Raw genomic sequence first — 26,698 nt, 5'->3', positions numbered from 1 at the left:
CCTGTCTCAGGGATCGACGAAGATCGTCGCCGGATTCTCCAGCAGCTCCTTGAGCCTCTGCACGAAGATTGCGGCGTCCCATCCGTCGATGACGCGGTGGTCGAAGCTGGAGGAGAGGTTCATCATCTTGCACGGCACGAACTGCGCGCCGTCCCAGAGCGGGCGCACCGCGATCTTGTTGACGCCGACGATGGCGACTTCGGGATGGTTGATGACAGGCGTGGTCGCAAGGCCGCCGAGCGCGCCGAGCGAGGTGATGGTGATGGTCGAGCCGGTCAGTTCCTCGCGCGTCGCAGTGCCCTCGCGGGCGCGCTGCGCGAGACGGCTGAGCTCGATGCTGCAGTCGCGGAGGTCGCGCGCCTCTACATGCCTCACCACCGGCACGACGAGGCCCGACGGGGTCTGGGTCGCGATGCCGATATGGATGCCGGCATGCTGATGCACGATGCCGGCCTCGTCGTCATAGAGCGCGTTGAGCGCTGGTTGCTCGGCAAGCGCCTTGGCCATGGCGCGCATCAGGAAGGGCAGCAGCGTCAGCTTGGGCTGCTCCGGCGCCGGCTTCTTGTTCAGCGTCGCGCGCAAATCCTCCAGCGGCGAGACGTTGACCTCCTCGATGATGGTGATGTGCGGGATGCGCGACTTCGACAGCGCCATCTTCTCGGCGATGCGGCGGCGCAGGCCGACCACCTTGACGTCGGTGACGGCGGTCTTCGGGCTCAGGCCGCGGCCATGCACCGGCACTGAGCCGCGCGCGAGGAACGCGTCGATGTCCTCGTGGGTGATGCGTCCGGCGGGACCCGAGCCTTGGACCTGGCGCAGGTCGATGCCGGCTTCCTGTGCCTTGAGACGAACGGCAGGCGAGGCCAGCGGCTTCTCGCCCGGCGCGCGGCGGACCGCGAATGTCGTCACTGGCCTGGCCTCGATGGCCGCGGGGCTGATGCGGGCAGGGGACGCCGGCGCGGCAGCCGCAGGTTCGGCCTTCGTCACGGCTGGCGGCGTTGCGACCGCTTTCGCCGGCGTCTTGTCTTCGGGCTCCGCGGCATCGTCGCCGGCGACCTTGAGCTTCACCAGCGTCGAGCCGATCGCGACCGCGTCACCGATCTGGGCGCCGACCCAGACGACCTCGCCGGCGAGCGGCGAGGGAATCTCGACCGAGGCCTTGTCGGTCATCACGGTGGCGAGCAGATCGTCTTCGCGAACGAGATCGCCTTGCTTGACGTGCCATTCGACCAGCTCGGCTTCGGCGATGCCTTCGCCGATGTCCGGAAGCTTGACGCTGCGCTCGCCCATCAGCGTGTCTCCATGATGTCGCGCAGCGCTTGGCCGAGCCTGAGCGGGCCGGGGAAATAGTCCCATTCCTGCGCATGCGGATAGGGCGTGTCCCAGCCGGTGACGCGCATCACCGGCGCCTCGAGGTGATAGAAGCAATGCTCCTGCACCAGCGCGGTGAGCTCCGCGCCGAAGCCGGAGGTCAGCGTTGCCTCGTGCAGCACGATGCAGCGGCCGGTTTTGGCGACGGACGTGGCAATCGCCTCGAGATCGAGCGGCAGCAGCGTGCGCAGGTCGATCACCTCGGCGTCGACACCGGTCTCCTCGACGGCGGCGAGCGCGACGTGAACCATGGTGCCATAGGTCAGGACGGTGACGGCCTCGCCGGCGCGCCGCGTCACCGCCTTGCCGAGCGGCGTGGTGTAATGTCCCTCCGGCACTTCGGCGAGCTCGTGCCTGGCCCATGGGGTGACCGGGCGATCATGATGACCGTCGAACGGGCCGTTGTAGAGCCGTTTCGGCTCCAGAAAGATGACGGGGTCCGGATCCTCGATGGCCGCGATCAGCAGGCCCTTCGCGTCGTGGGGATTGGACGGCACCACGGTCTTCAATCCCGCGACATGCGTGAACAGTGCCTCGGGGCTCTGGCTGTGCGTCTGTCCGCCGAAAATGCCGCCGCCCGTGGGCATGCGGATGACCAGCGGACAGGTGAAGTCGCCGGCCGAACGGTAACGCAGGCGAGCGGCCTCCGAGACGATCTGGTCGTAGGCCGGATACATGTAGTCGGCGAATTGCAGCTCGACGCAGGGGCGCAGGCCATAGGCCGCCATGCCGATCGCGGTGCCGACGATGCCGCACTCGCTGATCGGTGCGTCGAAGCAGCGTGACACGCCGTATTTCTGCTGCAGGCCCTGCGTGCAGCGGAATACGCCGCCGAAGAAGCCGACGTCTTCGCCGTAGACCACGACCTCGTCGTTGCGTTGCATCGAGACGTCGAGCGCCGAGCGGATTGCCTCGATCATCGTCATGCGCGGCACGGCTCAAACTCCGATCTGCTGGCGCTGGCGCCGCAGATGCGGCGGCAGCTCGGCATAGACGTCCTCGAAGATGTCGCGGGCCGAAGGCTTGCTGCCCGAGTGCAGCGTGCCGAAGCTCTCGGCCTCCTTCTGTGCGGCGATGACGTCGGCAAGAATCTCGGCTTCGGCCTGCTTGTGGCGCTCTTCCGACCAGGCCCCGGCTGCGATGAGATGCTGCTTGAGCCGGATCACGGGATCGCCGAGCGGCCATTCCTCGGATTCGTGCTTCGGCCGGTAGGCGGACGGATCATCCGAGGTCGAATGCGCGCCGGCGCGGTAGGTGACGTATTCGATCAGCGTCGGCCCGAGATTGAGCCGGGCCCGCTCGACGGCCCATTTCGCGACGGCATAGGTCGCAAGATAATCGTTGCCGTCGACCCTGAGCGCGGGGATGCCGAAGCCGAGACCGCGTGCGGCGAAGGTGCCGGAGCCGCCGCGCGCGATGCCCTGGAAGGTCGAGATCGCCCATTGATTGTTGACGACGTTGAGGACGACGGGCGCCTTGTAGGTCGAGGCGAACACGAGGGCGGCGTGGAAATCGGACTCTGCGGTCGAGCCGTCCCCGATCCAGGCCGCCGCGATGCGGCTGTCGCCCTTGATCGCCGAGGCCATCGCCCAGCCGACGGCCTGGACGAACTGGGTGGCGAGATTGCCTGATATCGAGAAGAAGCCGTGCTTCTTGGATGAATAGAACACAGGAAGCTGGCGTCCCTTCATCGGATCATTCGCGTTGGAATAGATCTGGCACATCATGTCGACGAGCGGATAGTCGTGCGCGATCAGCAGGCCAGCCTGACGGTAGGTCGGGAAGTTCATGTCGTCAGGACCGAGCGCGATGCGGAAGGCGCAGCTCACCGCTTCCTCGCCGGTGTGCTGCATGTAGAACGACGTCTTGCCCTGGCGTTGTGCCATCTGCATGCGCGCGTCGAACGTGCGCAGGGTCATCATGTGGCGCAGGCCCGCGACCAGTTGGTCCTGGGCGAGATCCGGCGCCCATGGCCCGATCGCCTGCCCCTCGTGATTGAGTACGCGGATGATGGAGTAGGCGAGATCGCGGATCTCCTCGGGCTGCACATCGACCGGCGGGCGCCGGACCGAGCCTGCCTTCGGAATCGAGACGCCGGAGAAGTCCGGCTTGCCGCCCGGCCGGCTTGCTGGTTCCGGAACGTGGAAGTGAAGTGGGTTGGTCATGGCAGCATCCGCTCGTTTGCGGGTTGTGAAGCGGCGACACCCGGCTGATCGGACTGTTCGCGTGAAAGCTCCGCGATGCGAAGGTCCAGGATCGCCGGATGGCGTGACAACCGTTCCGTGAGGTCGGCGCAGTCGGCCGACGGCTGGACTTCAAGAACCATCCGTATCGTTCGGTTCCCGTCGGAGCGGGTGGTCATCGAGACCTGGTCGAGGCCGAAGCCGAACCGGCCGGCGTCGAGCACAAGCCGGACGATGCCGTCGAAGGGTCGGACGTGGTGGCCGTCACGCTGAGGCAGCGGCGCTGTTGAGGTTGCATGTCACGGTCTCTCGCGGCACAATGATAATCTCTTCATTCGCGAAGATTTCCCAAAATTCCGACGGATTGGCCGAAATGGCGGGAGATTTTCCCGAAAAACGGCGAAAATGCAGAAGGATTATCTGATGCCTGCCAAGCGCGGCCCCGTCGAGGAGCTGGATCAGCTCGATCGCCGCATTCTCTCGGCACTGAGCGAGAACGGCCGCCTGACGACGAGCGCGCTGGCGGAGCAGGTCGGGCTCTCGAGCTCGCCGTGCTGGACCAGGGTGAAGCGCCTGGAGGAGAATGGCGCGATCGAGAAATACGTCGCGGTGCTCAATCACGCCAATCTCGGCTACAACAACGTCGCCTTCGTCGAGATCACGCTGGACAAGCACGACGAGAAGGTGCTCGAGCGTTTCGGCTCCGCGCTGTCGCGCATTCCGGAGGTGATGGAAGCCTATCTCGTGACGGGCGAATACGACTACCTCATCAAGGTCGTCGTGCGGGATACCGATCACTACGAGCGCTTCCTGCGCCAGGCGCTGTACCGGATACCGGGCATCCGGCAGTCGCGAACGACATTCGGCCTGCGCACCCTGAAGCGCCAGATCTCCATCGATCCGTCCAAGGCCGGTCAGCCGTAGGTGCGGCGGTGAAGAGGTGGGGCTTCTGTAGCCCGGATGGAGCGCAGCGTAATCCGGGGCCGCTCGCCCGGCGGGGCACCTTTCCCGGATTACGCTGCGCTCCATCCGGGCTACGAGACTTTGCTTTGCCCGACGGGCAAAACACCTGCCCGGTCTGTCAATACGTCCCCGCGAAAATATTCCACTTTACCGAAATTCGGATTTATCGTATGTCTCGCGCATCCCGGCTCATCCTTGAGGGGCGATCGTGTGGTCGTCACGATACGCGAGCCGGGCTTGCGGTGGACGCGGCAGCGTCGGGCACGAGAAGTCAAGGGCAGGGCGGATTGCTCTCCGTGAGTTCTTGGCTTCGTGCCGACGAGCGGCGCTGTCAGGTTCGTCTCGCCAGTAAGTTTCCGGCTCCGTCGACAGGGCCGGGAAAACTGCGGCGAACACGCGAACCGTGCGTACGGCAAAACCGTGTGGTCCTTTCCGCCAGCAAAATTTTGGGCCTATCGAATTCGGCGGAAGCATCGGAAAACAAAAGTATATTTCGATTTTTGCCGGGTTAGATAAAACCCGCCCGAACCTACCGGGCCCTAATAGGCCCTAGTTTCACGTTGGGAGGCACTGCCCACGCCGGTCACTCGGGTCGCCGGACGTTCTATGCGGCCAGGTGTCGGGAATTGGATTGCTCCTCGGCACTTTCCGCGATGCTTCGACGTGCTCGCGCAGATCAAGGCCATCGGGCCCGGCATCAGCGAGGCTCAGCCGCCGTCGCGGACAAGATCGAGAAGTCGCTGGCGAGATCGTACTGAAATAACCGATGGCACTCGGTCGTTCACCTAGCGCTCGGTGAGAAAAAGCCATCGGTCCTCGAATTCACTGGCCCGGAGATTGCCTGCGGCGGCTGTTAATTCTGCAACAAATATCGTTCTCGCCGGTACGGCGCGGTGAATAGGAACCATGGCCGCAGTCACGGCGGCAGCAACAACGAGAGCAAAGGCGGCAATTTGCTTGGTCATGAGAACTCTCCATCCCAACCCCTCGGACGTAGGTCTCGCGGACACTGTGCGGTGGTTCAAGAATGGCGGCCCTTTATTAACGTCAGCGCATCTGACCTTCAGTGCATGAAATAAACGTCAGTACCCCCATCGCGATGAGTGCGGCGCCGCCGACGACAGCGATGACTAGACAGATGCGAGCTGGGATCGAGTAGGTGTCCAAATGGGGATGTTCGATCATGGCACACTCCCTTTTGCTCAGGCGGGAGCGCGATTGGTCTCTCAGGTGCCGGTATGCCTTGCTAGGTCCAGCAATGGAACTATGCTGCGCTCAATTGATCAAAATAGCGAGCCGAATTAGAACGCCACGCAATTCCAATTAGGCCATTGGGGGCGTCTGGAGCGACGAGCCCTGGGCACTGCAAAGGCGCGCTCGCCGCCGATCCCAAGGGGCTGGCTTAATGTTGGCACCGGCAGCGAGACCCGCGCGGCCTCCATCTTTATGCGGGCCGCGCCAGCTTTGCCTTTGATCTAAATCAAAGGTAGTAAATTGCGACAGGATCAACCCTCACAGACATGAGGCAGGAAGATCGTCTTTTTATTGCGCTGATTGTGTTGGCAATCCTGGGTGTGGTGGCGCTTTTTGGGGCCGTGGTGTTCTAGCCACAGCTCCAGTTTGCAGAATTCCCGGCGAGTGGAAATGGCGGATTTTTAATTTGAGCGTCGGTCGGCCTTGAGGCATTTGTGGCATATGACCCACCGCACAAGGCCTGCTGCTGAGTATCGTTTGATTGCATCAGCATACAGAGAGCAAGCGCGCCAGGCCGGCATTTCCGCAAGACGATCTTCTCTTCTGACGAACATTAGTCGGACCTTCAGCGGTCTGGCGAGCCAACTTGAAATGCTCGAAGCCGATCTGGCGGCGGAGCGAAGGACGTTGCGATAGGCCTTGCCCCCTGCCGAAGCGACATTGGGACCTACGCGTGGTCTAACTCTCTAAGGATCTGATCGCGGTGCGCAACGAACTGCATTTGTGTGCAGAGGAAGGTTTCCACAGTGCGCGAGCCAAAGCTGTGTCATAGGGATCATCTTCGGTTGGCGGCGAGATCGGGTCGGCATGTTAGCTTGGAGGCGATTACTACTCCGGATGAGCCGGGCCGGGCGATCTTACGCAAGTGGGTTCTCTTGTGGAGACGTGACGACTAGCCTCGCCCATTGCGACTTCCGCGCGGGCTTAGAAATGATCTTGCACTCTGCGGAAGGCGGGATGCTTCGGGTCAATCGCGCCTCTGCCCGATCGCAATTTAAGGCAAAGTCCAGGGAATTCCGGTGAGAAGCCGCGCGACGTGAAGGCGGTTTTCATCCGATTGTCTTAGTTGTATAGTTTCACGATTGCCCACCGGAACGCGAATGTCCAATGGGGAAGCCGGAATGCCGCTGTTCGAGGTCAGCATCTGCTTCTGCACTCCCGGCGCGACATGGCACCTCGACACATCACGGGATGTCACCACTCTGATCGACGCGCGCGATGGCGTGCAGGCGGTCAGGGCCGCACTGGAAGGGCTCGAATACGACGAGCGTGCGGAACTGGTCCACTTCATCCATGTCAGCCAACCGAAAGACGGCAGCCGGGACAAACCGTGTGACGGACCGCGCTTGAGTGATCTTGATCAGCCGTCCCTATGAAAGGAGAGCCGAATGCCAAGTTCTCATCGCTTTTCCCTGGTTGCTGCAACGTTGGCAGCGTCGTTAGTCGCGGTCGGCGCCCACGCCGCGCCGGTCACTGCAACGTGCCCAGCCGGATACACGATGCATCCACGGCTAAATCTATGCGTCATTGCGCCGACGTGCGCCGAAGGAGCGACATTGCACCCGCGTCTTCATCTCTGCGTCGCGACGCCAACATGTGATGTGGGATCAACTTGGCACCCGCGTCTGCATCGCTGCGTCGGAACTTAGAACGTGCTTTTCGAACATGGCGCACAGCCTCGTCCCAAAAGCGGCCCCAACTCTGCGCGGTCTGGGTTGAGGCCGCGGCACAGGGCAGAAGGGTATCCGCTAGCCCAAGACGACTATCGATCAATCCGAGCATCTCACCATAACCAGCGCATCACATCATATGTCCGAAGCATCCTACAAAGCGCTTGCTACTACTTGGGGCAATGAGAGGTGACAGTCGAGCTAGAAGTTAGCAAGGACCAGTGGGATCGCATTACTCGCGGAGATCATGTCGAATTCAAAGGGCGCGGATATTGGTATGACGGGGACTGGTTTCAAGATATTTGGGATTTCAATTGTTCGCACGGCGAATTGACCATCCGGTATGGTCAGCCAAACGACGGCGACTTTTCAGGTGAAGGGTACAACGGGCCGATAAAGCAGCGTCTTGGTCGAGGGACGATGAACGGACCCCTTAGTTAGCGACGCGCCTTCCTCACGTTCGCGCGGTCTGCTTCTTGATCGCCCTCAGCCGGTAGGCTTTGTCCTCGTAGGGATCATCGCCGGTCGGCGGCGGGATCAGCTTCGCCCGTCATCCTCAGAATGAGGGCAATGTCCGCATCCTCCAATCGAACGCAACGAACGGTGGCTCTCGGAGCCGCCGCCGAAGCGAGGCTCGCAGATCGATCCGGTCGAGCCGAAGCGCCGCGTTCACGAACGCCTCGAGAAACTTTTGGCGCTGCACCGCGTCGAGCGGCGCCCAGCCTTGCATCGTCGCCTCGGTCAGATCAGTGCGCCGCATGTCGCGTGATCAAATCAGGCGCCGACACGGTCAGTCGATATGATGCGTCTACGCCGAGGGCTGGACAGCGCGTTCATGCCAATGTTGCTGCGGAGCGGGGTTGCTAACCAATATGGTCGTTCAAAATGGTCGGTGAAACGCCCCGTTGCAGGGCGTCCATTGCGCTGCGCACGTGTTGAGCAGCTTCCGTATTGGTGGTTTTCTCAATTTCTTCCAAGGCCCACATTAAGTGCTGCACGGCAGCTTGAACGTGGGATTGAGCGAACCTGTCATGAACAACTCATATCTAACTCCATTTCGTTCGTCGCCCTTCGGGGCCGCATAGGCGGGATCGCGGCCACGTTCCAAAGTTCACATGTGCACAATTCATTCCTGGAGCGAGGAACGACCCGACTCAGCGACCGTTGGCCGGCATCCTGAAATTGCTTCGGAGCCAGCATGTCCCAGGACAAGAAGTCCAAGAAGCCTATGGAACCGGCAAAATCGCGCGAGGAAGAAGCTCGCGAGGTCGCGCAAGAATACGCGGACCAGCAGCGCGAGTTCATCGAAAAATTCCGCAAACGCCAGGACGGGCGCGCCGGGTAAATTGTTTCTTCTTCGCAGCCGGAGTGAGGCCGTCCTAGGTCCCTCTGTTTGACCGACTTTTGCTCGCCGTTGTGCCCGGCGCGTTATTCATGGCAATCCGTATGCCTGCCTCGCGCAGCACGGCGATCCTCCGTGCTGACATGAGCACTCAAGTCACGTGAGACCATTTACGGCGGCTGGGTCAGGGTGGCTGCGGAGGGGCGGGGCTCCTATGGAACTATGGGACCTGGAACTCATTGTGCGGTTATTCAGGTAGAGGACCGCTCTGTGAACCACATTGCCGTTATCTTGATCTTGCTCGTTGGCGGCCCTTCGCTCGCCTCGGCCCAGAGCGCGGGCGGAGCCAGTAGCGGCGGCTCCGCCGCGAGTGACGCGGCGGCCACCGGCTCTCGAGGTTATGCGGGCAGCACCTTGTCTACCGGCCACACCATAAGAGGCACTGGAGGCTCCTCCGGTCCCAACCTGGGCAACGCGCTCAGCCACGCAGCGACCGGTGACGCGGATGCTTCCTCCGTTAGTCCGGCTCCAGCCTCCCACGACAACGCGGTGGATACCCCCGCCGCTGAACGGGCCATAAAGAACTTGGGAAACACCGACGTTGGCTTTCTCAAGAGGTAAGACCATGCAAGGCGACCTCGCTCTTGGCGTTTGCGGCTATTGCACGTTGTCTCCGCGCGAGACATCACGACCAACCAAGCTGCAATCTCCAACCGTTTTCGCGTCATCAACCACTTCGTCGGTAACCTCGCGCCGATGCCGGACGTGCTTTCCAACTATCCATCTCCAGTAAATCGAGACACAGGTGCCGGAAGCGAGATGACGGTGATGCGCTGGGCCATGCCGTCCACTGCGGCGCCGGTGGGCGGCGGCTGGTTGAGAATGCCCGCAACGCGCCAACCTTGGCCGGTTGCCTTCCTTCCGCTGCCCTTAGAATCGAAGGGGCCGCCTCGGCGGTGGCGGCCCCTTGCCGGTTACAATCTATTCGGGATGAAATACCAGCCCCGGCTACAGTCACGCTAGTGACGGTAGAAGCCCCCAGCAATTCGGAAAGCTACCGTAGGAAGCACTGACCTAAATTTTCAGGTCTCCGGTGCCCCAAGTTTCCGTGAGGCCATGTACAGGCGGCGCTAAGTCCCCTCAGCAGCAGTCGCGCGCCGCCCCTTGCCGCGCGCCCGGTGCGGATCGAATTCATCGACCGCGCTCTGCCACGCGGCGATCTCGTCCTCGAACCAGACGCGCCGGTTCGGGCTGATGTAGGTGGACTTCGGAAACCGGCCCGCCTTCTCCATGCGGTAGAGCGTGGTGCGGCTGATGGGAATGATTGCCAGAACTTGCGCCTCGTTGAGCATGCGGCGGGGAGGGGCGGGTTCAGTGGCGCCCTGTTCAGTCCTCGGTCGTTGCGCGGCGGTCATTGCCACTCCTCGTATATTTGTTTTGGCGCGGGCGCATCTGAATGTCGGGCGCTCGGTGCTCCTCCCATGCCTCGGTGAGATAGCGGCTGACCACTCTCGTCTCTGCATATTGGTGGGGAGGTATCGCTATTCAGGTTCGTTCGAGGGCTCAATTAGATATCGGGCGAGCGACGATAGGCTCAGCGCCTCACGTTGGCGTCCGCGTCTATAGCCGCGCGCAATGGCCCGCCCGAGAACGTCAGGCGGATCGTCTGGACGTGCGCCACGAGAACGGGGCGCTGCTTTCGGATTCACGCTGAGTTTGTAGCTCATAACCTGATCGACCACGGCGGCGACGAAGGTCGCTCGCGCTTGTTCGTTTTCGAACCAAGCAAATCCGACATCGCTCTCAACCTCGGCTGCAAGTCGAAGAAGAGCTATCGCCAGATCACACGTATTCTGACCGCTCGCTTCAAAAAGGAATGAAAGCGACAAACGGGTCCGGATTTCTTCCGAGAGGGACTTCCCGCTTACCTGAGTTGCACGATCAAGGTGCGATCGTTGGTCATCTTCAAGCGTAATCTTAAGTTGTGCAGCCATAAACGATCGCCTTAGGGTGAGCTGAATGTTAAATCGCTGTCTAGGTCAAGAGATACCTAGAAATGACCTATAATATGACCTTAATATTTGGACCGCAAAAGGTCAACGAGACGGTAGTAGATATGACCACAAAGGCCGAATCGACTGAGAGGCCACGGACTGGGCCGATCTACGACGCCAAGTGGGATGGCCGTTCGACGTTTTCAGTCGAAGAGGCGGGTTGCGAGATCCTGGGGCTCTCGAAGTGCAGTGCCTACGCAGCCGCCAACTCCGGCGAGCTGCCTGCAATTCGGGTGGGGCGCCGCTGGATCGTCCCGCGGCACGCGCTGGAACGCATGTTGAGCGGCTGACGCAGAGCCGAGTGGAATTGATCGGGCGCTAATTGGAGAGCGCAGGTGATTTCTATTGAGCAGATCGCGATGGCCTGCGGCCATGCCAAGCGGACGGCAAGCGGATTCATGTGTCGCTGCCCCGCGCACGACGAGCGGACGGCCAGCCTCTCCCTCGGTTACGGCCGCGATGGCATTGTGCTGGTTCATTGCTTCGGCGGCTGCAGCCAGGCGTCAGTCATTGATGCGCTCAAGGGCCTCGGCATGTGGCCGCACGTGGTCGGGCCGCGCAAAGTGTCGAAAACGCCGGTGTCGAAAGATGCCGGCGTTTGCAGCTCTGCATCGTGGGCAGCACGGATTTGGAATGCCTCAACCTGCGCAAAAGGCTCGCTGGTTGAGATCTATCTGCAGCGGCGTGGCCTCACGGTCTCAATTCCCTCGGCCATTCGCTTCCACCATGGTCTGCGGCACGCGGAAGGGTCGACCTGGCCGGCGATGGTTGCTTTGGTGTCCAGCGCACTCGGCGGCACCCCGACCGCTATCCACCGCACGTTTCTCTCGCGCGATGGCACCTCGAAGGCTCCTTTGGAAAACACCAAGATGATGTTGGGACCGTGCCGCGGCGGAATCGTGCGCCTTGGTGGTGTTGGCAACATCCTTCTGATTGGCGAGGGGATCGAGACCTGCCTCTCGGCCATGCAGGCAACTGGGCACCGGACGTGGGCCGCGCTCTCGACCTTAGGCGTGCGGACGCTCGCTTTGCCTGCTGACGAGCAGGACATCATTATTCTTGCGGACGCCGACCGGGCGGGGGAGGCGGCGGCCAAGGACGCCGCGGATCGTTGGGTGCTGGAGGGGCGCCGCGTGCGGATTGCTCGCCCCCCGCCGGGGCAGGATTTCAACGACATGCTGATCGCTTGCGAACCTTCGAGCGGCTTGCGCGGTGAGGGGGATATGCCATGTCGTTAGACGCGGAAAATTGCCAGCATGGGCTCGCGCGGTTTCTCTGCCGGCGCTGCAACGAGAACGGCCGCACGGCAGCAGTTGAATTTCCGCCGCGTACCGCCCTGATCAAAGTTGCACGTGAAACACCTGAACTTGCGCAGGAGCGCATCAAGGCAATTATTGCCGCCGCTGAGGAGGTGCGCTCGCCCTCGGAAGGCGAACTCGAAGGTGCGCCCCAGGCGGAGGTCGCCAAGGCACGACCGACGCAGGCTAACATTCTGGCCGAGCTCGCGCAGAGCGCCGAATTGTTTCATGCGCCCGACGGAACCGGCTACGCCGATCTGGACATCAATGGTCACCGCGAGACTTGGCCAATCCGCTCCAAGGGGTTTCGCCGTTGGCTCACGCGCCGGTTCTTCGAAGAAAAGGGAGGAGCGCCGAACTCCGAAGCAATGCAGTCGGCACTGAATCTTGTGGAAGCAAGGGCACACTTCGGTTCACCCGAGAGGTGCGTCTGCATTCGGGTAGGGGCGCTTGAGGGTCGTCTCTATCTGGATCTTGGCGATGAAGAGTGGCGCGCAATCGAGATCGATTCCACTGGTTGGCGGATCGTCAATGACCCGCCGGTGCGTTTTCGTCGTGCCAGCGGCATGCAGCGCTTGCCTGAACCTGTGCGGGGCGGGTCAGTCGAAGCGCTTCGGCGCTTCCTGAATGTGAATTCCGACAAGGACTTCGTTCTGGCCGTATCCTGGATGCTGGCCTGCCTGCGCAATCATGGTCCTTATCCGGTGATTGCGCTGGCGGGGGAGCAGGGCTCGGCCAAGTCCACTTTTTCGGCGATCCTGCGGTCGCTGCTTGATCCCAACTCCGCTCCTTTGCGCGCGCTGCCGCGTGAGGATCGCGACCTCTTCATTGCTGCCAGCAACAGCCACGTGTTGGCCTTCGACAATGTCTCAGGCCTGCCGGCCTGGATCTCGGACACGCTCTGCCGGCTGGCGACCGGCGGTGGTTTTGCCGTCCGCCAGCTTTACGCTGATCACGATGAGGTGCTGTTCGAGGCGACCCGCCCGGTGATCCTTAACGGGATTGAGGAAATTGTCACTCGGCCCGACCTTGCTGACCGCGCCTTGTTCTTGACGCTGCAACCGATCCCCGAGGAGCTGCGCCGTCCGGAACGCGAGCTGTGGGCTGAATTCGAAGCCGAGCGTCCGAAGATTCTCGGCGCTCTTCTCGATGCCGTTGTGGTCGGCCTGAAAAGCATGCCTGAGACACATCTGCCGAAGTTGCCGCGCATGGCGGACTTCGCCCTGTGGGCCACAGCATGTGAGGCGGCGATGTGGTCTCCCGGCACGTTCATGTCGGCCTATGTTGGCAACCTCGAAGACGTGGTTGAGGGCGTGCTTGAGGCAAGCCCGGTCGCGGTCGCCGTGCGCGCCATGATGGAGGAGAGGACGCTCTGGGCGGGAACCGCCTCAGCTCTTCTCAACGCTCTTCCCGTCGATGAACGCGTCGCCAAATCGAAAGGCTGGCCGCATACGCCCAATACCCTTTCGGGTAAACTTCGCCGGGATGCGACGTTCCTGCGCCGGGTCGGCATCGATGTCGCTTTCGACAAGGAGACGAACCGGGTGCGTACCCGGACCATTACCATCACCAAGATGACGAAAACGAGCGCGGCAGGATCGTCCGAACCGTCCGAAGTTTCAGAAAAGGCTGGTAACACAAACGAGATGCTCGTTGTGGCGCGGACGGAAGACCCGTGTGCGGACGATGTCAGTGAGCGCGATCATCAGATCGTCGGCGACAACTCCCGCGAAGACAAGGCTGAGGACGCAACGGACGATGCGGACGCAGCTCTTCCCCACCAATCTGAGCCCAGCCCGTCGCTGGCACCAGGCTGGAGGATGCGGTTATGACGGTTTGCGAAGCTCTCAGTGCGGCTCGTGCCGCAGGCGTTCGCCTCGTACTCGACGGGCAGGATCTCGTGCTGACGGCAGCCGAGGCACCCCCGGATGGGGTGCTCAGCGCGCTGTCCCGCTACAAGCCTGAGATCGTCACGCTGCTGCGGTCCACCCATGAGCGCTGGTCGGAGGAGGATTGGCTGGCTTTCTTCGACGAGCGGGCGGGCATTGCCGAGTTTGATGGCGGAATGGAGCGTCGGGACGCGGAGGCGCGCGCTCTTGAATGTTGCGTCATCGAATGGCTTGACCGCAATCCGGTCTGCTCTCCGCCCGGACGGTGTCTGCACTGCGGCGGCAGCGAAGCCACGCTCGACGAACTGGTGCCATTCGGTACGGAGCTGAGTGGTCACGTCTGGTTGCATTCACGGTGCTGGGCAGCGTGGCATGGCAACCGGAAAGCCATGGCGGCAGCCATTCTGTCGCCGCTGGTGATGGACAAAGCATGACACGGAGCGACATTGATGGACTCGAACATCACGAAGGATGACGTCCGGAACTTGTTGGCCGTGTTCGTGGCGGCGATCGAGCTAGATCAGCTCCGGGTGGACGCCTTGCCGGCGCAGGCGTTTCATCGCCAATATTCGGATAACATGTGGCGCATCTGGCGCCGCCATCATCTCGAATACGTTCGCCTGCTACTTTCGACGGTAGATGCGATCGGGCCGGAGACGTTGGAGAGGCTGACCTGGCTTTCCACCCATTATGGACCCAACGTCGTCCGCGCGCGGATCTTGGACCTGTTCGGCTCGGCGGCATCCGGATCGATTCCTAGGGCGGATGTCGCGACCGCGACGCTGTTCTTCGAGCGTTTAGTCGCCGAAGTCTCGGGTCAGTCTGAACCTGAATTGTCTGGCCTGGATGCCAAAGCTTTAGTGATGCGTTGGCTGGAATTCAGCGATCCCTTGCAAATCGCGATCGATCCCGAATGCGGATATAAGAAGTATCTGAAAGCTTATGTCGCGTCCTAGTCGTAGCGCGCTCAAGTGAGTGGTACTCGCACCGGTCTGGTACCAATGCCGCCTATCGTGAAGGGTCCAGAGCAGTTCGGAAAATTTCCCTTCGGAATGCAAAGAGCTGAGCGCAAAGCCGATAGTTCCATCGAAGAATTGAGTTTAGAATCGCATACATGGCGACACGGTTAGGGGCAGCTCATGGGACGACCAATCGGAAGTGCGAACAAGGAAAAGCCGTTCAACGACGCGCTACGGATCGCGCTGCGGAGCCGGCCCTTGGCGTTGCGGCGGGTGGCGGACCAACTGCTCGACAAGGCGGAGGCGGGCAATCTCGCCTATATTCACGAGCTCATCGACCGTCTGGACGGCAAGGCCGTGCAGGTCGTTGATCGCCAGGATGTGCCGATGCACGAACTGACCGATGCCGAGCTGTATCGCATCGCAGCCGGTGGTGGCCTCAGCCCGGACACGATGCTACTGCTGCCGCCGGTGAAGGTCAGGTCGGACGAGCCGAGCTGAGCTTGCCGTCGTCGCCCGAGCCGCTAAAGCGGCTGAGCATTCTGATGACCTGAGTAGCTTGCCACTTTCCGCCTCGTGGTGTCGTGATCCCACGCTCGTTCAGGATCACCGAGATGCGCTTGGCAGGAAGATCCCGGAGGGGCTCGATGATTGGTCGAAATTGCTCGGCATGGAGATCCGCCTCGGCCTTTCGGGCCTCGCCAATCGCAGCGTTGCCGAGCACCTGTCCGCGTGCTTTGGCCGCTGCAAGGGCCTCCCGAGTACGCTGAGCGATGCGCTCGCGCTCTTTCTCGGCCACGGCTGCGTGGATGTGCAGCATGAACGGGTCCACATCCGGTCCCAGCTCGGTGACGATGAAGGGGATCCGCTGCACCATCAGCCCGCTGATGAAGTGAACGTCGCGGCTCAGTCGGTCCAGTTTGGCAATGATGATGGGAGCGGCTCCCGACTTGCCACCTCGACCAACCTTGCGGGCGAACTTCATGGCCGCTGCGAGTTCAGGCCGGCGCTCCAAGGCATCCGCGCCCTTGCCGGTCTCCACCTCGCGATACTCGGCTTCGATGCTGTAGCCGTGCTGCGCGCAGAAGGACCTGATCGCGGTTTGCTGCGCTTCCAGACCGAGACCGCTGCGGCCCTGCTTCGGTTTTGAAACGCGGATGTATGAAACGGCGGGTCGCATAGAATGTTTTTCCTCTCAAGGTTTACATGCAATCGTGCGTCTATCTGTAAACACGGAGAATGTAGCGAACGAAGTCGCGTTTAGAATCCCCTACCTTAGGCGAAATCGGAATTTTACGTGACGCTCAGCGCGCGCATGAAGCACACGTTGGTCATGCGTCGCCAAGCAGTGAGATCGGGGTAGACTTCCTGGCGGAGGGGTGGGGAGGGAAAAATCGATCTCTAAGCATGCTTGCTGTGCTGGGTCCCATCGCCTCCACTGCCACAGCTTTATCTAGAGGCCTTCGGACGATTATCGTTATCCGAGCGTTCCACGTGAAATATCCCGCGGCCTCCTGTACGTCGGAGACTCCGGTTCGGTTCTGAATGAGACAACGCTTACGAGCTAGAGCGGCAATCGTCCCTGATCTTCAGACCAGTCGATGATGTTGAAGAACATTCCTCGCTTCAGCATCTCGGCTTCCAGATTTCCCGCGTGCTGCTTCCAGTCGGGCGTCTCGCGAACCCGGAAGCGAGGAGCCTCTCCAGCGGCCTTCTGCGCATCGTCAGACGCGAGCGCGCCGCGAACGCTTTCGTACATCATCGTCAAACTGTCGTTTGTGAAAGCGCGGTAATCCATGCAGCCAAAAAAAGGCCGTCACCGGGTTGAGATCGGCGACGGCTCCCAATGTGTGAGTTCTAGGTTTTTGCGCTGGTCGAAGGTGATGATGTCGCGCAGCGGTTAACGGGCCGTTCACGCAGCCTGATCGTCAGCTACAATCCGCCCAGTGGAGATCTGAGAAAACTAATGACCGAGGTGTTTTTACTCCCCGCGAAAAGCAACTGCTGAGGCGTCTTGCTGCGGCCAAGGCAGACCGAGAAATCGCAGCCAGACTGGGAGGGACCGTTAAACAAATCGCGGAGTAGTGCGCTCGCTTACTCGAAAAACTGAGGATCACTTCCAGAGCGGAGATCGCCGAGGCGGCTGATCGGCTGGCCGAGTGGCGAACCTGCCGAGGCATCACCTGACACCGACCTCATTTGACGCTTTGCCGGCGCTCCTCCTCGCTGGCGCCTCTGCGCTAAGCACGGAAACGTGCAGATAGCCCACCACCATACTGCAGCGCAGCGCGCTAATCGATTGCTGTCGCACGGGAATTCATGTGAGATCGAGCATTATCAGTCGAGACGCATTTGAGCTGACAATTTTTAGGGGGAAGTGCAATGCTTAGATACAGGACAGGGCCGGGATCGCGGCTCTCTTCGCGGCAGGGGCTCGGCATGTTCGATAGGGCAGTCACTGCTACCTTGCGAGCGGTGCTTGATGAGGTCTGCATCAACATTTCAAGTAGCGAGACCGGTACCCGCACGCACGTTGCTTCGAAGATCCTTGAGGCAGCAAGAGGCGGAGAGACCTCAGTCGAAGGTTTGAGGCAGGTCGGCCGCAAGGCTCTCTTCCACGCGCCTACGATGTGGCGCTGATAGATCGAGGCCGGCGTGAATTTTCAGGTCACGGTACTCAAGATCCTGGTCAGCTACCCGAACGGCCTCGCCGTGATGGAGGACCTCAAGCGCGACATGGCGATCCTTGCCACCAGTGGCCGGGATTGGGCCGACCGTACCAAGCGCCTCGCCGCGCGCGTGCCGGATCTAGACATCTTCTCGCAAGCGCTGGTCGAACGAGGGGCAGGGGGCTGGAAGATCACCGAGAAGGGGCGCGCTGTGTTGGAGTTCATGGAAGAGCCCTGCGCGATCGTGCCGCAAATGCAGGAATCGCCGGAGCCTGTCGCCGCGCCGATGCCCCCAGACGTTCTTGTACCATTACTGCCGCAACGTAGTGAGCGCGCGAAACGCAGGCTCGCACGTCGCGAGCGCCCCCGCGAGGCTCGCGAACGGGCGCGCGCGAAGGCGTCGTGAAAGGCTGGAAAGAAAGTCAATAAGAGAACAGCCGGGACTACTTTAAGAGATTCGTGACGTTTTTTTAGCACCCTTATGACGCCGCCGGTCGCGGCTCTTCATTGCATACCTGCTCGGTTCGCAGTCTCTTCGCCGGAGAAGCCTGCTATGTTGAAAGGCGTACTCGTTTTCCTGCTTGCACTCATTTTTCTGGCGCTATGCGATTACACTTGGTCCGACGGGCGCTACACGGATCTCGCTCTCATGATGGGCAAGCACATCAAGCGATCGTTCGGTGCGTGACTCAGCGCGATCAGATGCGATTGAGATCGCAGCTTGAAATCCCCGTTCTGCGGAAGTGCGGTTGAGCCGCACTCCAGTCAGCGCCATCACCAACTACCATGATGTATTCGACGAACGTTCGCCGCACGCGTCCGCGCCATGTGGTGGCGAGCAGCCGTCTGCTCCTGCTGGAGTGTCTCCTCCGGGTCATCAGGCCAGTGCCATCAGCCGCTCGGTCTCGCAGCGTCCGCGAGCCAGGACATGGCGCCTTAAATAATGCCACGATCCACTTTCAGTAGTTTGAAGATCTCTTCTGACCGAGGGGAGGGGTGGAAAAATCTCAGGAAAAGCATGCTTCTGCTCGTGAGCCAGATAGTCCGCGCGACCGGTTGGCCAATTTCCTCAGAAGATCGTTTCGGGATGCACATTATGCATTTAAAGGAACATTACTTCCCCGCGCTAAGGGTTTTGTCGGATATCGATAATTCGAGTTGGAAGGTACCCTCCAGAGCATGCTGATCATCGTTCAGATGCAGGTCAAGAACACGGCGCGACAATCCATGACCATCGGTCTAATCATCGAGGCTCTGACCCGGTCCACCCTGGGCCTTCGCTTTGCCTGGGATGGTGCCCGATCACTTCAGCCGTGCCGAACGCTACGTAGCAAGGATGAGGAAACAATGAAGGTTCCCACCCGCCGCGCCTTTCTTGGCCTCCCACGAAATGCTGTTGCTGCGCGGGTCGTCACCACGCTAGGCGCTCGTCTCATCGAGGTTGCAGATGCAATGCCGATCGCGCCGGGGGCGACCGCCGCTGGCCAGGCGCCGCTGGGTCTGTTGGTGGCATCGCGGCCGCCGTCGTTGCGGATGGCGGTGGGGCTGAGAACGCCTCTCGCAACCAACTCAATCCATGAGTGGCCTCTGATGAATACCGCAAATAACACAACCCTCATCAATATGATGGCCGAAACCTTCCGCGAGCAGAACCCATAGCGTCTTGCATGCGAACGATACGATCTCTTTGCATCCTGTGCGTATCCGCCGTTGTTTGCGTGGGGGTTACGCCGGCTCGCGCCGAGGCATTCCGGGTGGGCCGGTTGCTGTGTGCGATCAGCCCGAGGATTGGCTTCCTTGTCGGATCGACGCAGTCGCTGCGTTGCGTGTTTTACCCGAGAGGAGCGTCCCGCCGTTACATTTACGAAGGACGGATCAGGCGTATCGGCTTTGATCTCGGCATCACCGGGAGCAGCGTCCTGTCCTGGACCGTCTTTGCCCGAAACTCACAAATTCGTCCGGGGACCATGCGAGGGAACTACGTCGGCGCCAGCGGCAATATCGCGTTGGGTCCGGGCCTCGGCGCCAACGTCCTCGTTGGAGGATCTCGCCGAAGTGTCGCCCTGCAGCCCCTCTCGATCGAGCGCGCGGTTGGGCTCAATCTAGCGGCGACGGTGACGCATTTGATGCTGCGGTAATACTTGCGATCCGGCGCCCGTAGCGCCCTTCTTCGCCGCGAGGGTCCGAAGTAAGGAGTCCATGCGTTAGATAAGTCATGTTTCGATAAAAGGCAGCGAGTTCGCGCTTGAACGGGTCCAGGCTAGAGCGTCTCTGCAGTGGCAGATAAGGGAGGATTGCAATGTTCTTCTTTCAAGAGGGCTTCACCTATCGAAATTTCCTGCTGGACGTCCTCACGATATTCTTCTTCGTCGTGTGGTTCTGGTTGCTCATTACGGTTGCCTCCGATCTATTCCGGCGCCACGACATCTCAGGGTGGGTCAAGGCCATATGGGTGATCGGATGGATAGTGTTTCCATTCATTTTCATGCTTGCATATTTGATCTTTCAGGGGAGAGGCATGGCGGAGCGTAACGCTCAGCAGGCGCAACAGGCACGCGATGAATTGCGACGCATTGTTGGCTTTAGTGTCGCAGACGAAATTACTAAGCTGGATCAGCTAAAGAAGTCGGGATCAATAACTGACGTCGAGTACGGACGTCTTCGCGCGAAGCTGGTCCAGTAGCGGGTGCACCATGGCTATTCAGCAATCGGGGTAGCGAGTTGGCAATCAACTTCAAAGCCGCGATGGCGCTTGGCTCCGGTCCCCATGCCACTGCTCGACACCGCTCGCCCAAGCAAAACAAGAATTGGAGGAACGGATCAATGACGACATCATTTCGGTCAATTCCACGACGCGTGGTGCTCGGTGGAATTGCTGCGTCCGGGGCGATGCTGACGCTGCCGGGTGTGGCCCATGCGAAAATGCCAATGGGTCAGCCGCAGGCCCCTTGTTTCTACCGCTTTAAGCTGGGCGACGCAGAATGCACTGTCGTTTCGGACGGCCAGTTACCGCTTGGCGATCCCAAGGCGGTTTTTCTGAACATCACCAAGGAGGAGATCGCGCGCCAGCTGCATGACAACTTCTTGCCCGCCGACAACGCTGTCCTGGAGCAGAATGTGCTGGTCGCCAACTTCGGCGACCGCGTGGTGCTGTTCGACACGGGTATGGGCACCGACACGTTGTTCGGCGACGGCACGGGCAAGCTGATGAGCACGCTCAAGCAGGCTGGCATCGATCCCGCGGGTGTCGATGCCGTGGTCATGAGTCACGCGCATATCGACCATTGCGGCGGACTAATCGGCGCCAATGGCAGTCCCAACTTTCCCAATGCGCATTATTTCATCGGCGAGCCAGATTTTGCTTATTGGACGGATGATTCCAAGATCCCGGCCAACTATCCCGCGCGTTCGCACTTCCTGGCCCAGGCACAGAGAAACTTACTGCCGGTGAAGGACCGCATCCATTTCTACAAAGACAACGAGGAAATCGTTCCAGGCATCACAGTGCTTTCCGCTCCGGGGCACACGGTTAGCCACTCCATATTCATGATAAATTCAGGCGGTAAGCAGCTTTGCTACATCGGCGACTTGGCGCATCACCCGGTGCTGTTGCTTGAGCATCCGCGCACCCAATTCGCGTTTGACACGGACCCGGTGCAATCGGCGGAAAGCCGCGTGCGAATGCTTACCATGCTCGCAGCAAACCGGACGCCGCTGCTAGCATATCATTTCGCGTGGCCCGGCATCGGAAACGTCGCGAAAGCCGGCGACAGATTCCAGTACTTCCCGCTGCCTCTGCAGCAGGAGACGGTCGGATCCATCTGACGCCGGTGCCGGCGAGAGAGGCCGGGGCACCGGGCCTCGGCCTGCGATCGACGAGCGCGCTTAGGTGCAAGTTTTTGGACGCTGGCAATAAGGACGCTCCGCACTCAACCGACCGGCGTCAAAAAAAAGCGCCAAGGCCGTCGGTTCAAGGTTCAAGGGTGAAACGTCGAATATGCAGTCGGCGAACCGTTGCGAGCACCGCAATCGAAGCGGAGCCGTGGCTAGACTACACCGCGCGACGCACCGATCCTGCTTGCGATGAGGCCGATGCCCACGAGAGCGAGGCTGAGACCCCACACATTCAACCCAAGACTGCCATGTCCACCAACTCCCTGCGCCGCAAGCAGCGCAAGGCCGGTGCCGGTCATGAATGCGCCGAGCAAGTAGCGCCACGCGGGCGCCGGTGCGCCGCCGGTTGCGCGCGGCCGCTCAAAGCGTCCGAAAGCCGCAACAAGAGGAATGAGCGCCATCGCGTTCGCCGCGAGCCAGGGAAATCGCGACCACCACCACTCAGAGCTTCCCGGCTCAAGCCGCAGACCGAAGCCACCGGCGAGATAGGCGGCGAGGATCACAAGGGTGGTGGCCGTCAGGTGCCAGATGAACATCGTCATGATGTTGCTATTCATCACTACGGTGGCGGTCCACGCGACGCGGCCAGCCAGCCAACGGCGCGCAGGTGCTTGCGCAGCAAGCAGCAACCCGCCCTGCATGATTGCGAGCGCTATCAGCGTGACCTTCGGCGGCGTCGTGGTGCTGATCGGATCGCCGGGGACGCCAATCATTGAGACAGGATAGGGCCCGATCTGTACCAGCAAGAATAGCGCGGCAAAGCCCAGGACGGCGCCGACAAGCAGCGTCCTGCGCGCGGAAAACCGCTCGTCGAGCCACGCATACCCGAGCATGGAGATCGCCCCCCAGACGAAGAGATAGTTGGCGAAACCAAGCCAGTGCAAACCGACTGCAAAGTACATGACATCAATAGCGACCGCGGCAGCTGTCAAAGCCCAGAACGATGTCATACCAAATCGAGTCCACGCGCTTGCCATGGCTGGCACCAGCAGAATAATTCCGATATACACCGCGAGGAACCAGATTGGTATGAATGCCGCCTGCGAACCATAGCTGATCAGCTCCGGCCGCACGCCGCGGGCGTACTCAATGGCAACGATCGCTACCCAAACCAGGAGCAATGGGAGGATTGGCCACACGAGACGGCGCAACCGGCCTTCAAGCCAGACTGCATATGACTTGTCGTCCCGCCGCGCGGCACGCCAGCTGATGCCGTTCGCGTATCCGCCGACCATAAAGAAGATCGGCATGACTTGCACGATCCATGTGAGCCAAGCGGTCCAAGGAACGACCGTCAGGATGTGGAATGTCGTCAACGTGTCGGTTGCGTCGAAATAGGGCGCGGCCGCCAGCCAGTGGCCAACGGTCACCACCAGCATCGACATAGCTCTTAGGAAGTCGACGTAGCGGTTCCGGGACGGGGGCGTCCGGTAAGCAAGCTCGGCAGCACGGGACCAAGCTGCCATGATCGTTCTCCAACGTGCCGTTCAGCGTGTATGGCCAAGCGGACCGCGATCGCTCTATGCAGCCCGGGTGTCAATCGTCCGCGACTCCTCGCGCAACTGCCGGCGTAGGATCTTGCCGACATTGGTCTGCGGCAGCTCGCTCCTGAACTCCACCACCCGCGGGACCTTGTATGGCGTGAGCCGCGTCTGGCAGTGGGCGAGGAGGTCCACCTCGGTGATGTTTGGATCCTTCTTGACGACGAACAGCTTCACCGCCTCGCCGGAGCGCGGATCGGGGATGCCGATCACCCCGCACTCGACTACCCCCGGGTGGCTCGACACCACAGCCTCGACCTCGTTCGGATAGACCTTGAAACCGGAGACCGTGATCATGTCCTTCTTGCGATCGACGATCCGGGCCCGTCCGGTTTCGTCCATGATGCCGATATCACCGGTAAGGAAGAAGCCGTCGGGTGTCATGACGTTGGCCGTCTCATCCGGACGTTTCCAGTAGCCCGGCATCACCTGCGGGCCACGCGCACAGATCTCACCCGGCTCCCCAAGCGGCACCTCGTTGTTGCCGTCGTCGCGAATCGAAATGTCCGTTGACGGCATCGGTAGGCCGATGGTGCCGTCCCATTCGGGGTCGGTCGGCGAATTGCAGGTCAAGACCGGTGACGTCTCCGAGAGACCATAACCTTCCCATAGCGGCGAGCCCGTGGCACTGAACCAGCGGTCCGCCACCGATTTCTGCACCGCCATGCCGCCGCCGACGGCGGACTTGAGCATGCTCCAGTCGATCTTGCCGAAATCCGGATGATTGAGCAGCGCGTTGTAAAGCGTGTTCACGGCCGGGAAATGGTTCACCTTGTACTTGGCAAGCTCGTTGATGAGGCTGGGAATATCGCGCGGGTTGGGGATGAGAATGCTTTGACCGCCGGTACGGACGCTGAGCAGGAAACATGCCGTCAACGCGAAAATGTGATAGAGCGGCAACGCCGCCATGACGGTCAGACGATCCACCTTCGGCTCGCTCTCCAGCACCGGCTTCAGCCACTCGTCGATCTGCAGCAAGTTGGCGACCACGTTGCGATGCAACAGCATCGCGCCCTTGGGAATGCCCGTGGTCCCGCCGGTGTATTGCAGGAATGCGAGATCGTCGGGTCCAAGCTGCGGCTTGGTCAAGGTCATGCTCTTGCCGGCCGCGAGGGCCGCATTGAACGGCGTTGTGCCGGGAAGCGAATAAACCGGCACCATCTTCTTCACCCACCGTACCGCCAGATTAACGATCGTGCCTTTGATCGTGCCCAGGAGGTCGCCCATGGAAGCAACGACGACATGCTTAATGCTGGTATTGCCGATCGCCTGCTGCAGGACATGCGCAAAGTTCTCAAGCACGATAATGGCTTCGGCGCCGGAATCCTCGAGTTGAGCCTCGAGCTCGTGCGCCGTGTACAACGGGTTGGTGTTCACCACAGTGAAGCCGGCACGCAGGACGGCGCAGGTCGCCACCGGATACTGCAACACGTTCGGCATCATGATGGCGACGCGTGCCCCACTCGCCAGGCCTCTGCTCTGCAGCCAGGCCCCCAGGGCGCGCGACATCTCGTCGGTCTCGCCGTAGGTCAGCCCCTTGTCCATGCAGATGAAGGCCGTGCGCTCGCGATATCTGGCAAAGCTCTCTTCGAGCATCGCAACGAGCGATACGTATCGCGACGGGTCGATCTCCCCCGAAACGCCCGGCGGATAGTGCTTGAGCCAGATGCGATCCATGGCACTCCTTCTGACGGCCGGCAGATCACGCGAACCAGCTGATCAGACCTCTACAAGGATTCCTGACAGTTGCTCCCGGCGCCTCGCCAAAACGCGCGGTCGCGACTGGTCCGCCATGCTCTCCATCACGCGAACAGGCCGTTTGTCCTTCTCCCTCGGGACTACGTTCGCCGATGACCGGCGTAGCGGGGATTAAGACCACAATGCGCGTTAGTTCCCGACGCCGCCACCAGGCATTGTTGACGGGTGGCGAACTGACAATTTCCGGGAAAACCCCATCTGCGACCTTGTAGACAGTACCGGTCGTTCGAAGCGGCTGCATGCGTCATGGATGAGATCCCTATGACGGTGATGAGGGTCATCAGGCCGAGGATAAAACGCATCTTGATACACTCACTATGGACCGGACCGTACACGCACTTCACGCGATCTGCAGATCGGGAAAAGTTGAACCCGCATCCTGTGTTTTAGCTTCGGACGGGTTGTTTCCCATTCCGAGCGATCTGCGCAGATTAGCCGGCGACTCACCGCCGTGACATCCGATAAAACCCGCAAACGAGGGTCCTATTTGTCCCGATCACTAATATGTCGCGCCAGTCGCTGCTAGTGGAGGGACCCGCGGTTGCGGATGGGTTATCATCGGCATACCGGGCAGGCTCGGAGGCGGCTTCTACATATGCGACGGCAACGCTTCAGCCTTCGTTTGAATGCAGCTGATGAATTCATCAATAGCCTGCCAGTGGATTGGGCCAAGAAACACGATGAGGATCCGAGCGCAACTGCCGCCGCGAGGCCGCGACTATCGCCTCGATCTTCTGCGCGGTTTCGCCAACTGGGCGATCTATGTCGACCATATACCGAATAACGTGGTCAACTGGCTCACGCAGCGCAACTTCGGGTTCAGCGATGCGGCCGATCTCTTCGTCTTCATCTCTGGCTATACCGCGTCATTCGTCTATGCGCGGATCATGCTCGAGCGAGGATTCGTCATCGGGGGAACTCGCCTGATCAGACGAGCGTGGCAAATCTACGTTGCGCACATTGTCCTGCTCGTGATGTACATCGCCGAGATCGGGTATCTTGCGCGTCGCTACGACGATCCAAATCTCGAGCACGAGTTCAACGTCGCGGGCTTCATGGCCAATCCCGCCGAGACGCTCTACCAAGGACTCATTCTTGCGTTCAAGCCCGTCAACATGGATGTACTGCCTCTCTATATCCTGCTCATGGTCGCCTTTCCCCCGATCCTGTGGACGATGTTGCGACTGCCGAACCTGACGCTCGCCGCTTCATTCTTTCTGTATCTGGCCGCGCGCCACGTTGGCTGGAACATGACGGCGTTCCCGACCGGGTACTGGTATTTCAATCCATTCTGCTGGCAGTTTCTCTTCGTCTTCGGCGGATGGTTCGCGCTCGGTGGGGCGACCTTGGCGAGGCCCTTGATCCGGTCGCGTGCATTGCTCTGGCTCGGCAGCGCCTATTTGCTATTTGCGCTGGTCATGACGATGGCGGGGCGATTTCCGGAGATCGCTCGCTTGATGCCGACATGGCTCTACGATGCATTCGATCCCAACGACAAAACCAATCTCGCACCCTATCGTCTCGTGCATTTCATCGTGCTGGCCTTTTTCATCACCAGATTCCTGCCGCGTGACTGGCGTGGTCTCGAATGGCCGATATTTCAGCCGCTCATCAAATGCGGCCAACAGTCGCTCGAGGTCTTCTGTGTCGGTGTCTTCCTCGCGGTGGGGGCTTACGTCGTCCTCGTCGAAGTCTCGGACGCGCTCTGGATGCAAATTGCGGTCAGCTTTGTCGGAATCTCGTTGTTGACCGCAGTCGCGTACTACCGCTCCTGGTCCAAGAAAGCCGACAAGTCAAAGCGACCTACCTCACCCGCGGCCGGGATCGGCGGCTGAGAAACATAAACGCGGAGG

General features: G+C 60.7%; 30 protein-coding genes. 16 read left to right on the top strand and 14 right to left on the bottom strand.

Annotated elements, in window-relative coordinates:
- Positions 1 to 6: 6 nt before the first annotated feature.
- Genes RAD16_RS12975 through RAD16_RS12960 form a run of 4 tightly spaced genes read right to left on the bottom strand, consistent with a single transcriptional unit; the run spans position 7 to position 3,778 of the window.
- On the bottom strand, positions 7 to 1,290 hold the full coding sequence (locus RAD16_RS12975) for a dihydrolipoamide acetyltransferase family protein (RefSeq protein ID WP_458158269.1): 1,284 nt from the start codon (positions 1,288 to 1,290) through the stop codon (positions 7 to 9).
- A complete protein-coding gene (locus tag RAD16_RS12970) occupies positions 1,290 to 2,306 on the bottom strand; it encodes an alpha-ketoacid dehydrogenase subunit beta (protein WP_458158268.1) in 1,017 nt (338 codons plus the stop codon). Before RAD16_RS12970 ends, RAD16_RS12975 begins: the two co-directional genes overlap by 1 nt.
- A 3-nt stretch (positions 2,307 to 2,309) precedes the next feature.
- Positions 2,310 to 3,536: a thiamine pyrophosphate-dependent enzyme gene (locus RAD16_RS12965; protein WP_458158267.1), complete on the bottom strand. Its 1,227-nt coding sequence runs from the start codon at positions 3,534 to 3,536 to the stop codon at positions 2,310 to 2,312.
- On the bottom strand, positions 3,533 to 3,778 hold the full coding sequence (locus RAD16_RS12960) for a hypothetical protein (RefSeq protein ID WP_458158265.1): 246 nt from the start codon (positions 3,776 to 3,778) through the stop codon (positions 3,533 to 3,535). The genes RAD16_RS12965 and RAD16_RS12960 overlap by 4 nt, the downstream gene beginning before the upstream one ends.
- 199 nt (positions 3,779 to 3,977) lie before the next feature.
- Here RAD16_RS12960 and RAD16_RS12955 point away from each other — a divergent pair, with 199 nt between their 5' ends.
- Entirely contained in the window at positions 3,978 to 4,478 is a 501-nt protein-coding gene (locus RAD16_RS12955; RefSeq protein ID WP_458158264.1) for an Lrp/AsnC family transcriptional regulator, read from the top strand.
- 824 nt (positions 4,479 to 5,302) lie between these two features.
- Here RAD16_RS12955 and RAD16_RS12950 read toward each other — a convergent pair.
- Together RAD16_RS12950 and RAD16_RS12945 are read right to left on the bottom strand one after the other, a co-directional pair.
- Entirely contained in the window at positions 5,303 to 5,482 is a 180-nt protein-coding gene (locus tag RAD16_RS12950; RefSeq protein ID WP_458158263.1) for a hypothetical protein, read from the bottom strand.
- An 82-nt stretch (positions 5,483 to 5,564) separates the two neighbouring features.
- A complete protein-coding gene (locus tag RAD16_RS12945; RefSeq protein WP_458158262.1) occupies positions 5,565 to 5,702 on the bottom strand; it encodes a hypothetical protein in 138 nt (45 codons plus the stop codon).
- Positions 5,703 to 6,892: 1,190 nt separating this feature from the next.
- Between RAD16_RS12945 and RAD16_RS12940 the strand changes: the two genes are divergently transcribed.
- Positions 6,893 to 7,147: a hypothetical protein gene (locus RAD16_RS12940; protein ID WP_458158261.1), complete on the top strand. Its 255-nt coding sequence runs from the start codon at positions 6,893 to 6,895 to the stop codon at positions 7,145 to 7,147.
- A gap of 850 nt (positions 7,148 to 7,997) precedes the next feature.
- Here RAD16_RS12940 and RAD16_RS12935 read toward each other — a convergent pair.
- Positions 7,998 to 8,201, bottom strand: a complete 204-nt coding sequence (locus tag RAD16_RS12935; protein ID WP_458158260.1) for a hypothetical protein — start codon at positions 8,199 to 8,201, stop codon at positions 7,998 to 8,000.
- A gap of 438 nt (positions 8,202 to 8,639) precedes the next feature.
- On the opposite strand from RAD16_RS12935, the gene RAD16_RS12930 reads away from it, so the two are divergent.
- Positions 8,640 to 8,786, top strand: coding sequence for a hypothetical protein (locus RAD16_RS12930; RefSeq protein ID WP_458158259.1), 147 nt, complete (start codon positions 8,640 to 8,642; stop codon positions 8,784 to 8,786).
- 1,127 nt (positions 8,787 to 9,913) lie between these two features.
- Here the strand turns inward: RAD16_RS12930 and RAD16_RS12925 are convergent.
- On the bottom strand, positions 9,914 to 10,198 hold the full coding sequence (locus RAD16_RS12925; protein ID WP_458158258.1) for a helix-turn-helix transcriptional regulator: 285 nt from the start codon (positions 10,196 to 10,198) through the stop codon (positions 9,914 to 9,916).
- 126 nt (positions 10,199 to 10,324) lie between these two features.
- Positions 10,325 to 10,777 carry a hypothetical protein gene (locus tag RAD16_RS12920; protein WP_458158257.1) on the bottom strand — a complete coding sequence of 151 codons (453 nt, stop codon included), beginning with the start codon at positions 10,775 to 10,777 and terminating at the stop codon, positions 10,325 to 10,327.
- Positions 10,778 to 10,839: 62 nt separating this feature from the next.
- On the opposite strand from RAD16_RS12920, the gene RAD16_RS12915 reads away from it, so the two are divergent.
- The 6 genes from RAD16_RS12915 (at position 10,840) to RAD16_RS12890 (ending at position 15,484) form a co-directional block, all read left to right on the top strand.
- Positions 10,840 to 11,127, top strand: a complete 288-nt coding sequence (locus RAD16_RS12915) for a helix-turn-helix domain-containing protein (protein ID WP_458158256.1) — start codon at positions 10,840 to 10,842, stop codon at positions 11,125 to 11,127.
- Between the two features lie 45 nt (positions 11,128 to 11,172).
- Positions 11,173 to 12,075 carry a DUF7146 domain-containing protein gene (locus RAD16_RS12910; RefSeq protein WP_458158255.1) on the top strand — a complete coding sequence of 301 codons (903 nt, stop codon included), beginning with the start codon at positions 11,173 to 11,175 and terminating at the stop codon, positions 12,073 to 12,075.
- Positions 12,066 to 13,967, top strand: a complete 1,902-nt coding sequence (locus RAD16_RS12905) for a hypothetical protein (protein ID WP_458158254.1) — start codon at positions 12,066 to 12,068, stop codon at positions 13,965 to 13,967. The genes RAD16_RS12910 and RAD16_RS12905 overlap by 10 nt, the downstream gene beginning before the upstream one ends.
- Positions 13,964 to 14,458: a hypothetical protein gene (locus tag RAD16_RS12900; protein WP_458158253.1), complete on the top strand. Its 495-nt coding sequence runs from the start codon at positions 13,964 to 13,966 to the stop codon at positions 14,456 to 14,458. The genes RAD16_RS12905 and RAD16_RS12900 overlap by 4 nt, the downstream gene beginning before the upstream one ends.
- A gap of 15 nt (positions 14,459 to 14,473) precedes the next feature.
- Positions 14,474 to 14,980 (top strand): hypothetical protein, encoded by a 507-nt coding sequence (locus RAD16_RS12895; protein ID WP_458158252.1) that lies wholly within the window; start codon positions 14,474 to 14,476, stop codon positions 14,978 to 14,980.
- Between the two features lie 183 nt (positions 14,981 to 15,163).
- Positions 15,164 to 15,484 carry a hypothetical protein gene (locus tag RAD16_RS12890; protein ID WP_458158251.1) on the top strand — a complete coding sequence of 107 codons (321 nt, stop codon included), beginning with the start codon at positions 15,164 to 15,166 and terminating at the stop codon, positions 15,482 to 15,484.
- Here the strand turns inward: RAD16_RS12890 and RAD16_RS12885 are convergent.
- Together RAD16_RS12885 and RAD16_RS12880 are read right to left on the bottom strand one after the other, a co-directional pair.
- Entirely contained in the window at positions 15,462 to 16,163 is a 702-nt protein-coding gene (locus tag RAD16_RS12885; protein WP_458158250.1) for a recombinase family protein, read from the bottom strand. The genes RAD16_RS12890 and RAD16_RS12885 overlap by 23 nt on opposite strands.
- Before the next feature lie 384 nt (positions 16,164 to 16,547).
- On the bottom strand, positions 16,548 to 16,781 hold the full coding sequence (locus tag RAD16_RS12880) for a hypothetical protein (protein ID WP_458158249.1): 234 nt from the start codon (positions 16,779 to 16,781) through the stop codon (positions 16,548 to 16,550).
- A gap of 641 nt (positions 16,782 to 17,422) precedes the next feature.
- Here RAD16_RS12880 and RAD16_RS12875 point away from each other — a divergent pair.
- The 6 genes from RAD16_RS12875 (at position 17,423) to RAD16_RS12850 (ending at position 21,477) form a co-directional block, all read left to right on the top strand.
- A complete protein-coding gene (locus RAD16_RS12875; protein WP_458158248.1) occupies positions 17,423 to 17,623 on the top strand; it encodes a hypothetical protein in 201 nt (66 codons plus the stop codon).
- Positions 17,624 to 17,638: 15 nt separating this feature from the next.
- Positions 17,639 to 18,058, top strand: coding sequence for a hypothetical protein (locus tag RAD16_RS12870; protein WP_458158247.1), 420 nt, complete (start codon positions 17,639 to 17,641; stop codon positions 18,056 to 18,058).
- 773 nt (positions 18,059 to 18,831) lie between these two features.
- Complete coding sequence (locus RAD16_RS12865; protein WP_458158246.1) at positions 18,832 to 19,311, top strand: hypothetical protein; 480 nt, start codon at positions 18,832 to 18,834, stop codon at positions 19,309 to 19,311.
- Between the two features lie 8 nt (positions 19,312 to 19,319).
- A complete protein-coding gene (locus tag RAD16_RS12860) occupies positions 19,320 to 19,790 on the top strand; it encodes a DUF992 domain-containing protein (protein WP_458158245.1) in 471 nt (156 codons plus the stop codon).
- 161 nt (positions 19,791 to 19,951) lie between these two features.
- Positions 19,952 to 20,335 (top strand): hypothetical protein, encoded by a 384-nt coding sequence (locus tag RAD16_RS12855; protein ID WP_458158244.1) that lies wholly within the window; start codon positions 19,952 to 19,954, stop codon positions 20,333 to 20,335.
- Positions 20,336 to 20,475: 140 nt separating this feature from the next.
- On the top strand, positions 20,476 to 21,477 hold the full coding sequence (locus RAD16_RS12850; RefSeq protein WP_458158243.1) for an MBL fold metallo-hydrolase: 1,002 nt from the start codon (positions 20,476 to 20,478) through the stop codon (positions 21,475 to 21,477).
- A gap of 221 nt (positions 21,478 to 21,698) precedes the next feature.
- On the opposite strand, the gene RAD16_RS12845 is transcribed toward RAD16_RS12850, so the two are convergent.
- The 3 genes from RAD16_RS12845 to RAD16_RS12835 form a co-directional block, all read right to left on the bottom strand.
- Positions 21,699 to 23,012 carry an acyltransferase family protein gene (locus tag RAD16_RS12845; RefSeq protein WP_458158242.1) on the bottom strand — a complete coding sequence of 438 codons (1,314 nt, stop codon included), beginning with the start codon at positions 23,010 to 23,012 and terminating at the stop codon, positions 21,699 to 21,701.
- Positions 23,013 to 23,066: 54 nt separating this feature from the next.
- Positions 23,067 to 24,764, bottom strand: a complete 1,698-nt coding sequence (locus RAD16_RS12840) for a long-chain-fatty-acid--CoA ligase (protein WP_458158241.1) — start codon at positions 24,762 to 24,764, stop codon at positions 23,067 to 23,069.
- Positions 24,765 to 24,925: 161 nt separating this feature from the next.
- The gene (locus RAD16_RS12835) at positions 24,926 to 25,126 is read right to left on the bottom strand and encodes a DUF3551 domain-containing protein (RefSeq protein WP_458158540.1); all 201 of its coding nucleotides are present in this window, start codon (positions 25,124 to 25,126) and stop codon (positions 24,926 to 24,928) included.
- 399 nt (positions 25,127 to 25,525) lie between these two features.
- On the opposite strand from RAD16_RS12835, the gene RAD16_RS12830 reads away from it, so the two are divergent.
- Entirely contained in the window at positions 25,526 to 26,680 is a 1,155-nt protein-coding gene (locus RAD16_RS12830) for an OpgC domain-containing protein (RefSeq protein ID WP_458158240.1), read from the top strand.
- Positions 26,681 to 26,698 lie beyond the last annotated feature (18 nt).

It is taken from the genome of Bradyrhizobium sp. 18BD, from assembly GCF_054185225.1.
The sequence above is the reverse complement of the archived record's forward strand: the minus strand, read 5'-3'. Positions and strand labels throughout refer to the sequence as shown.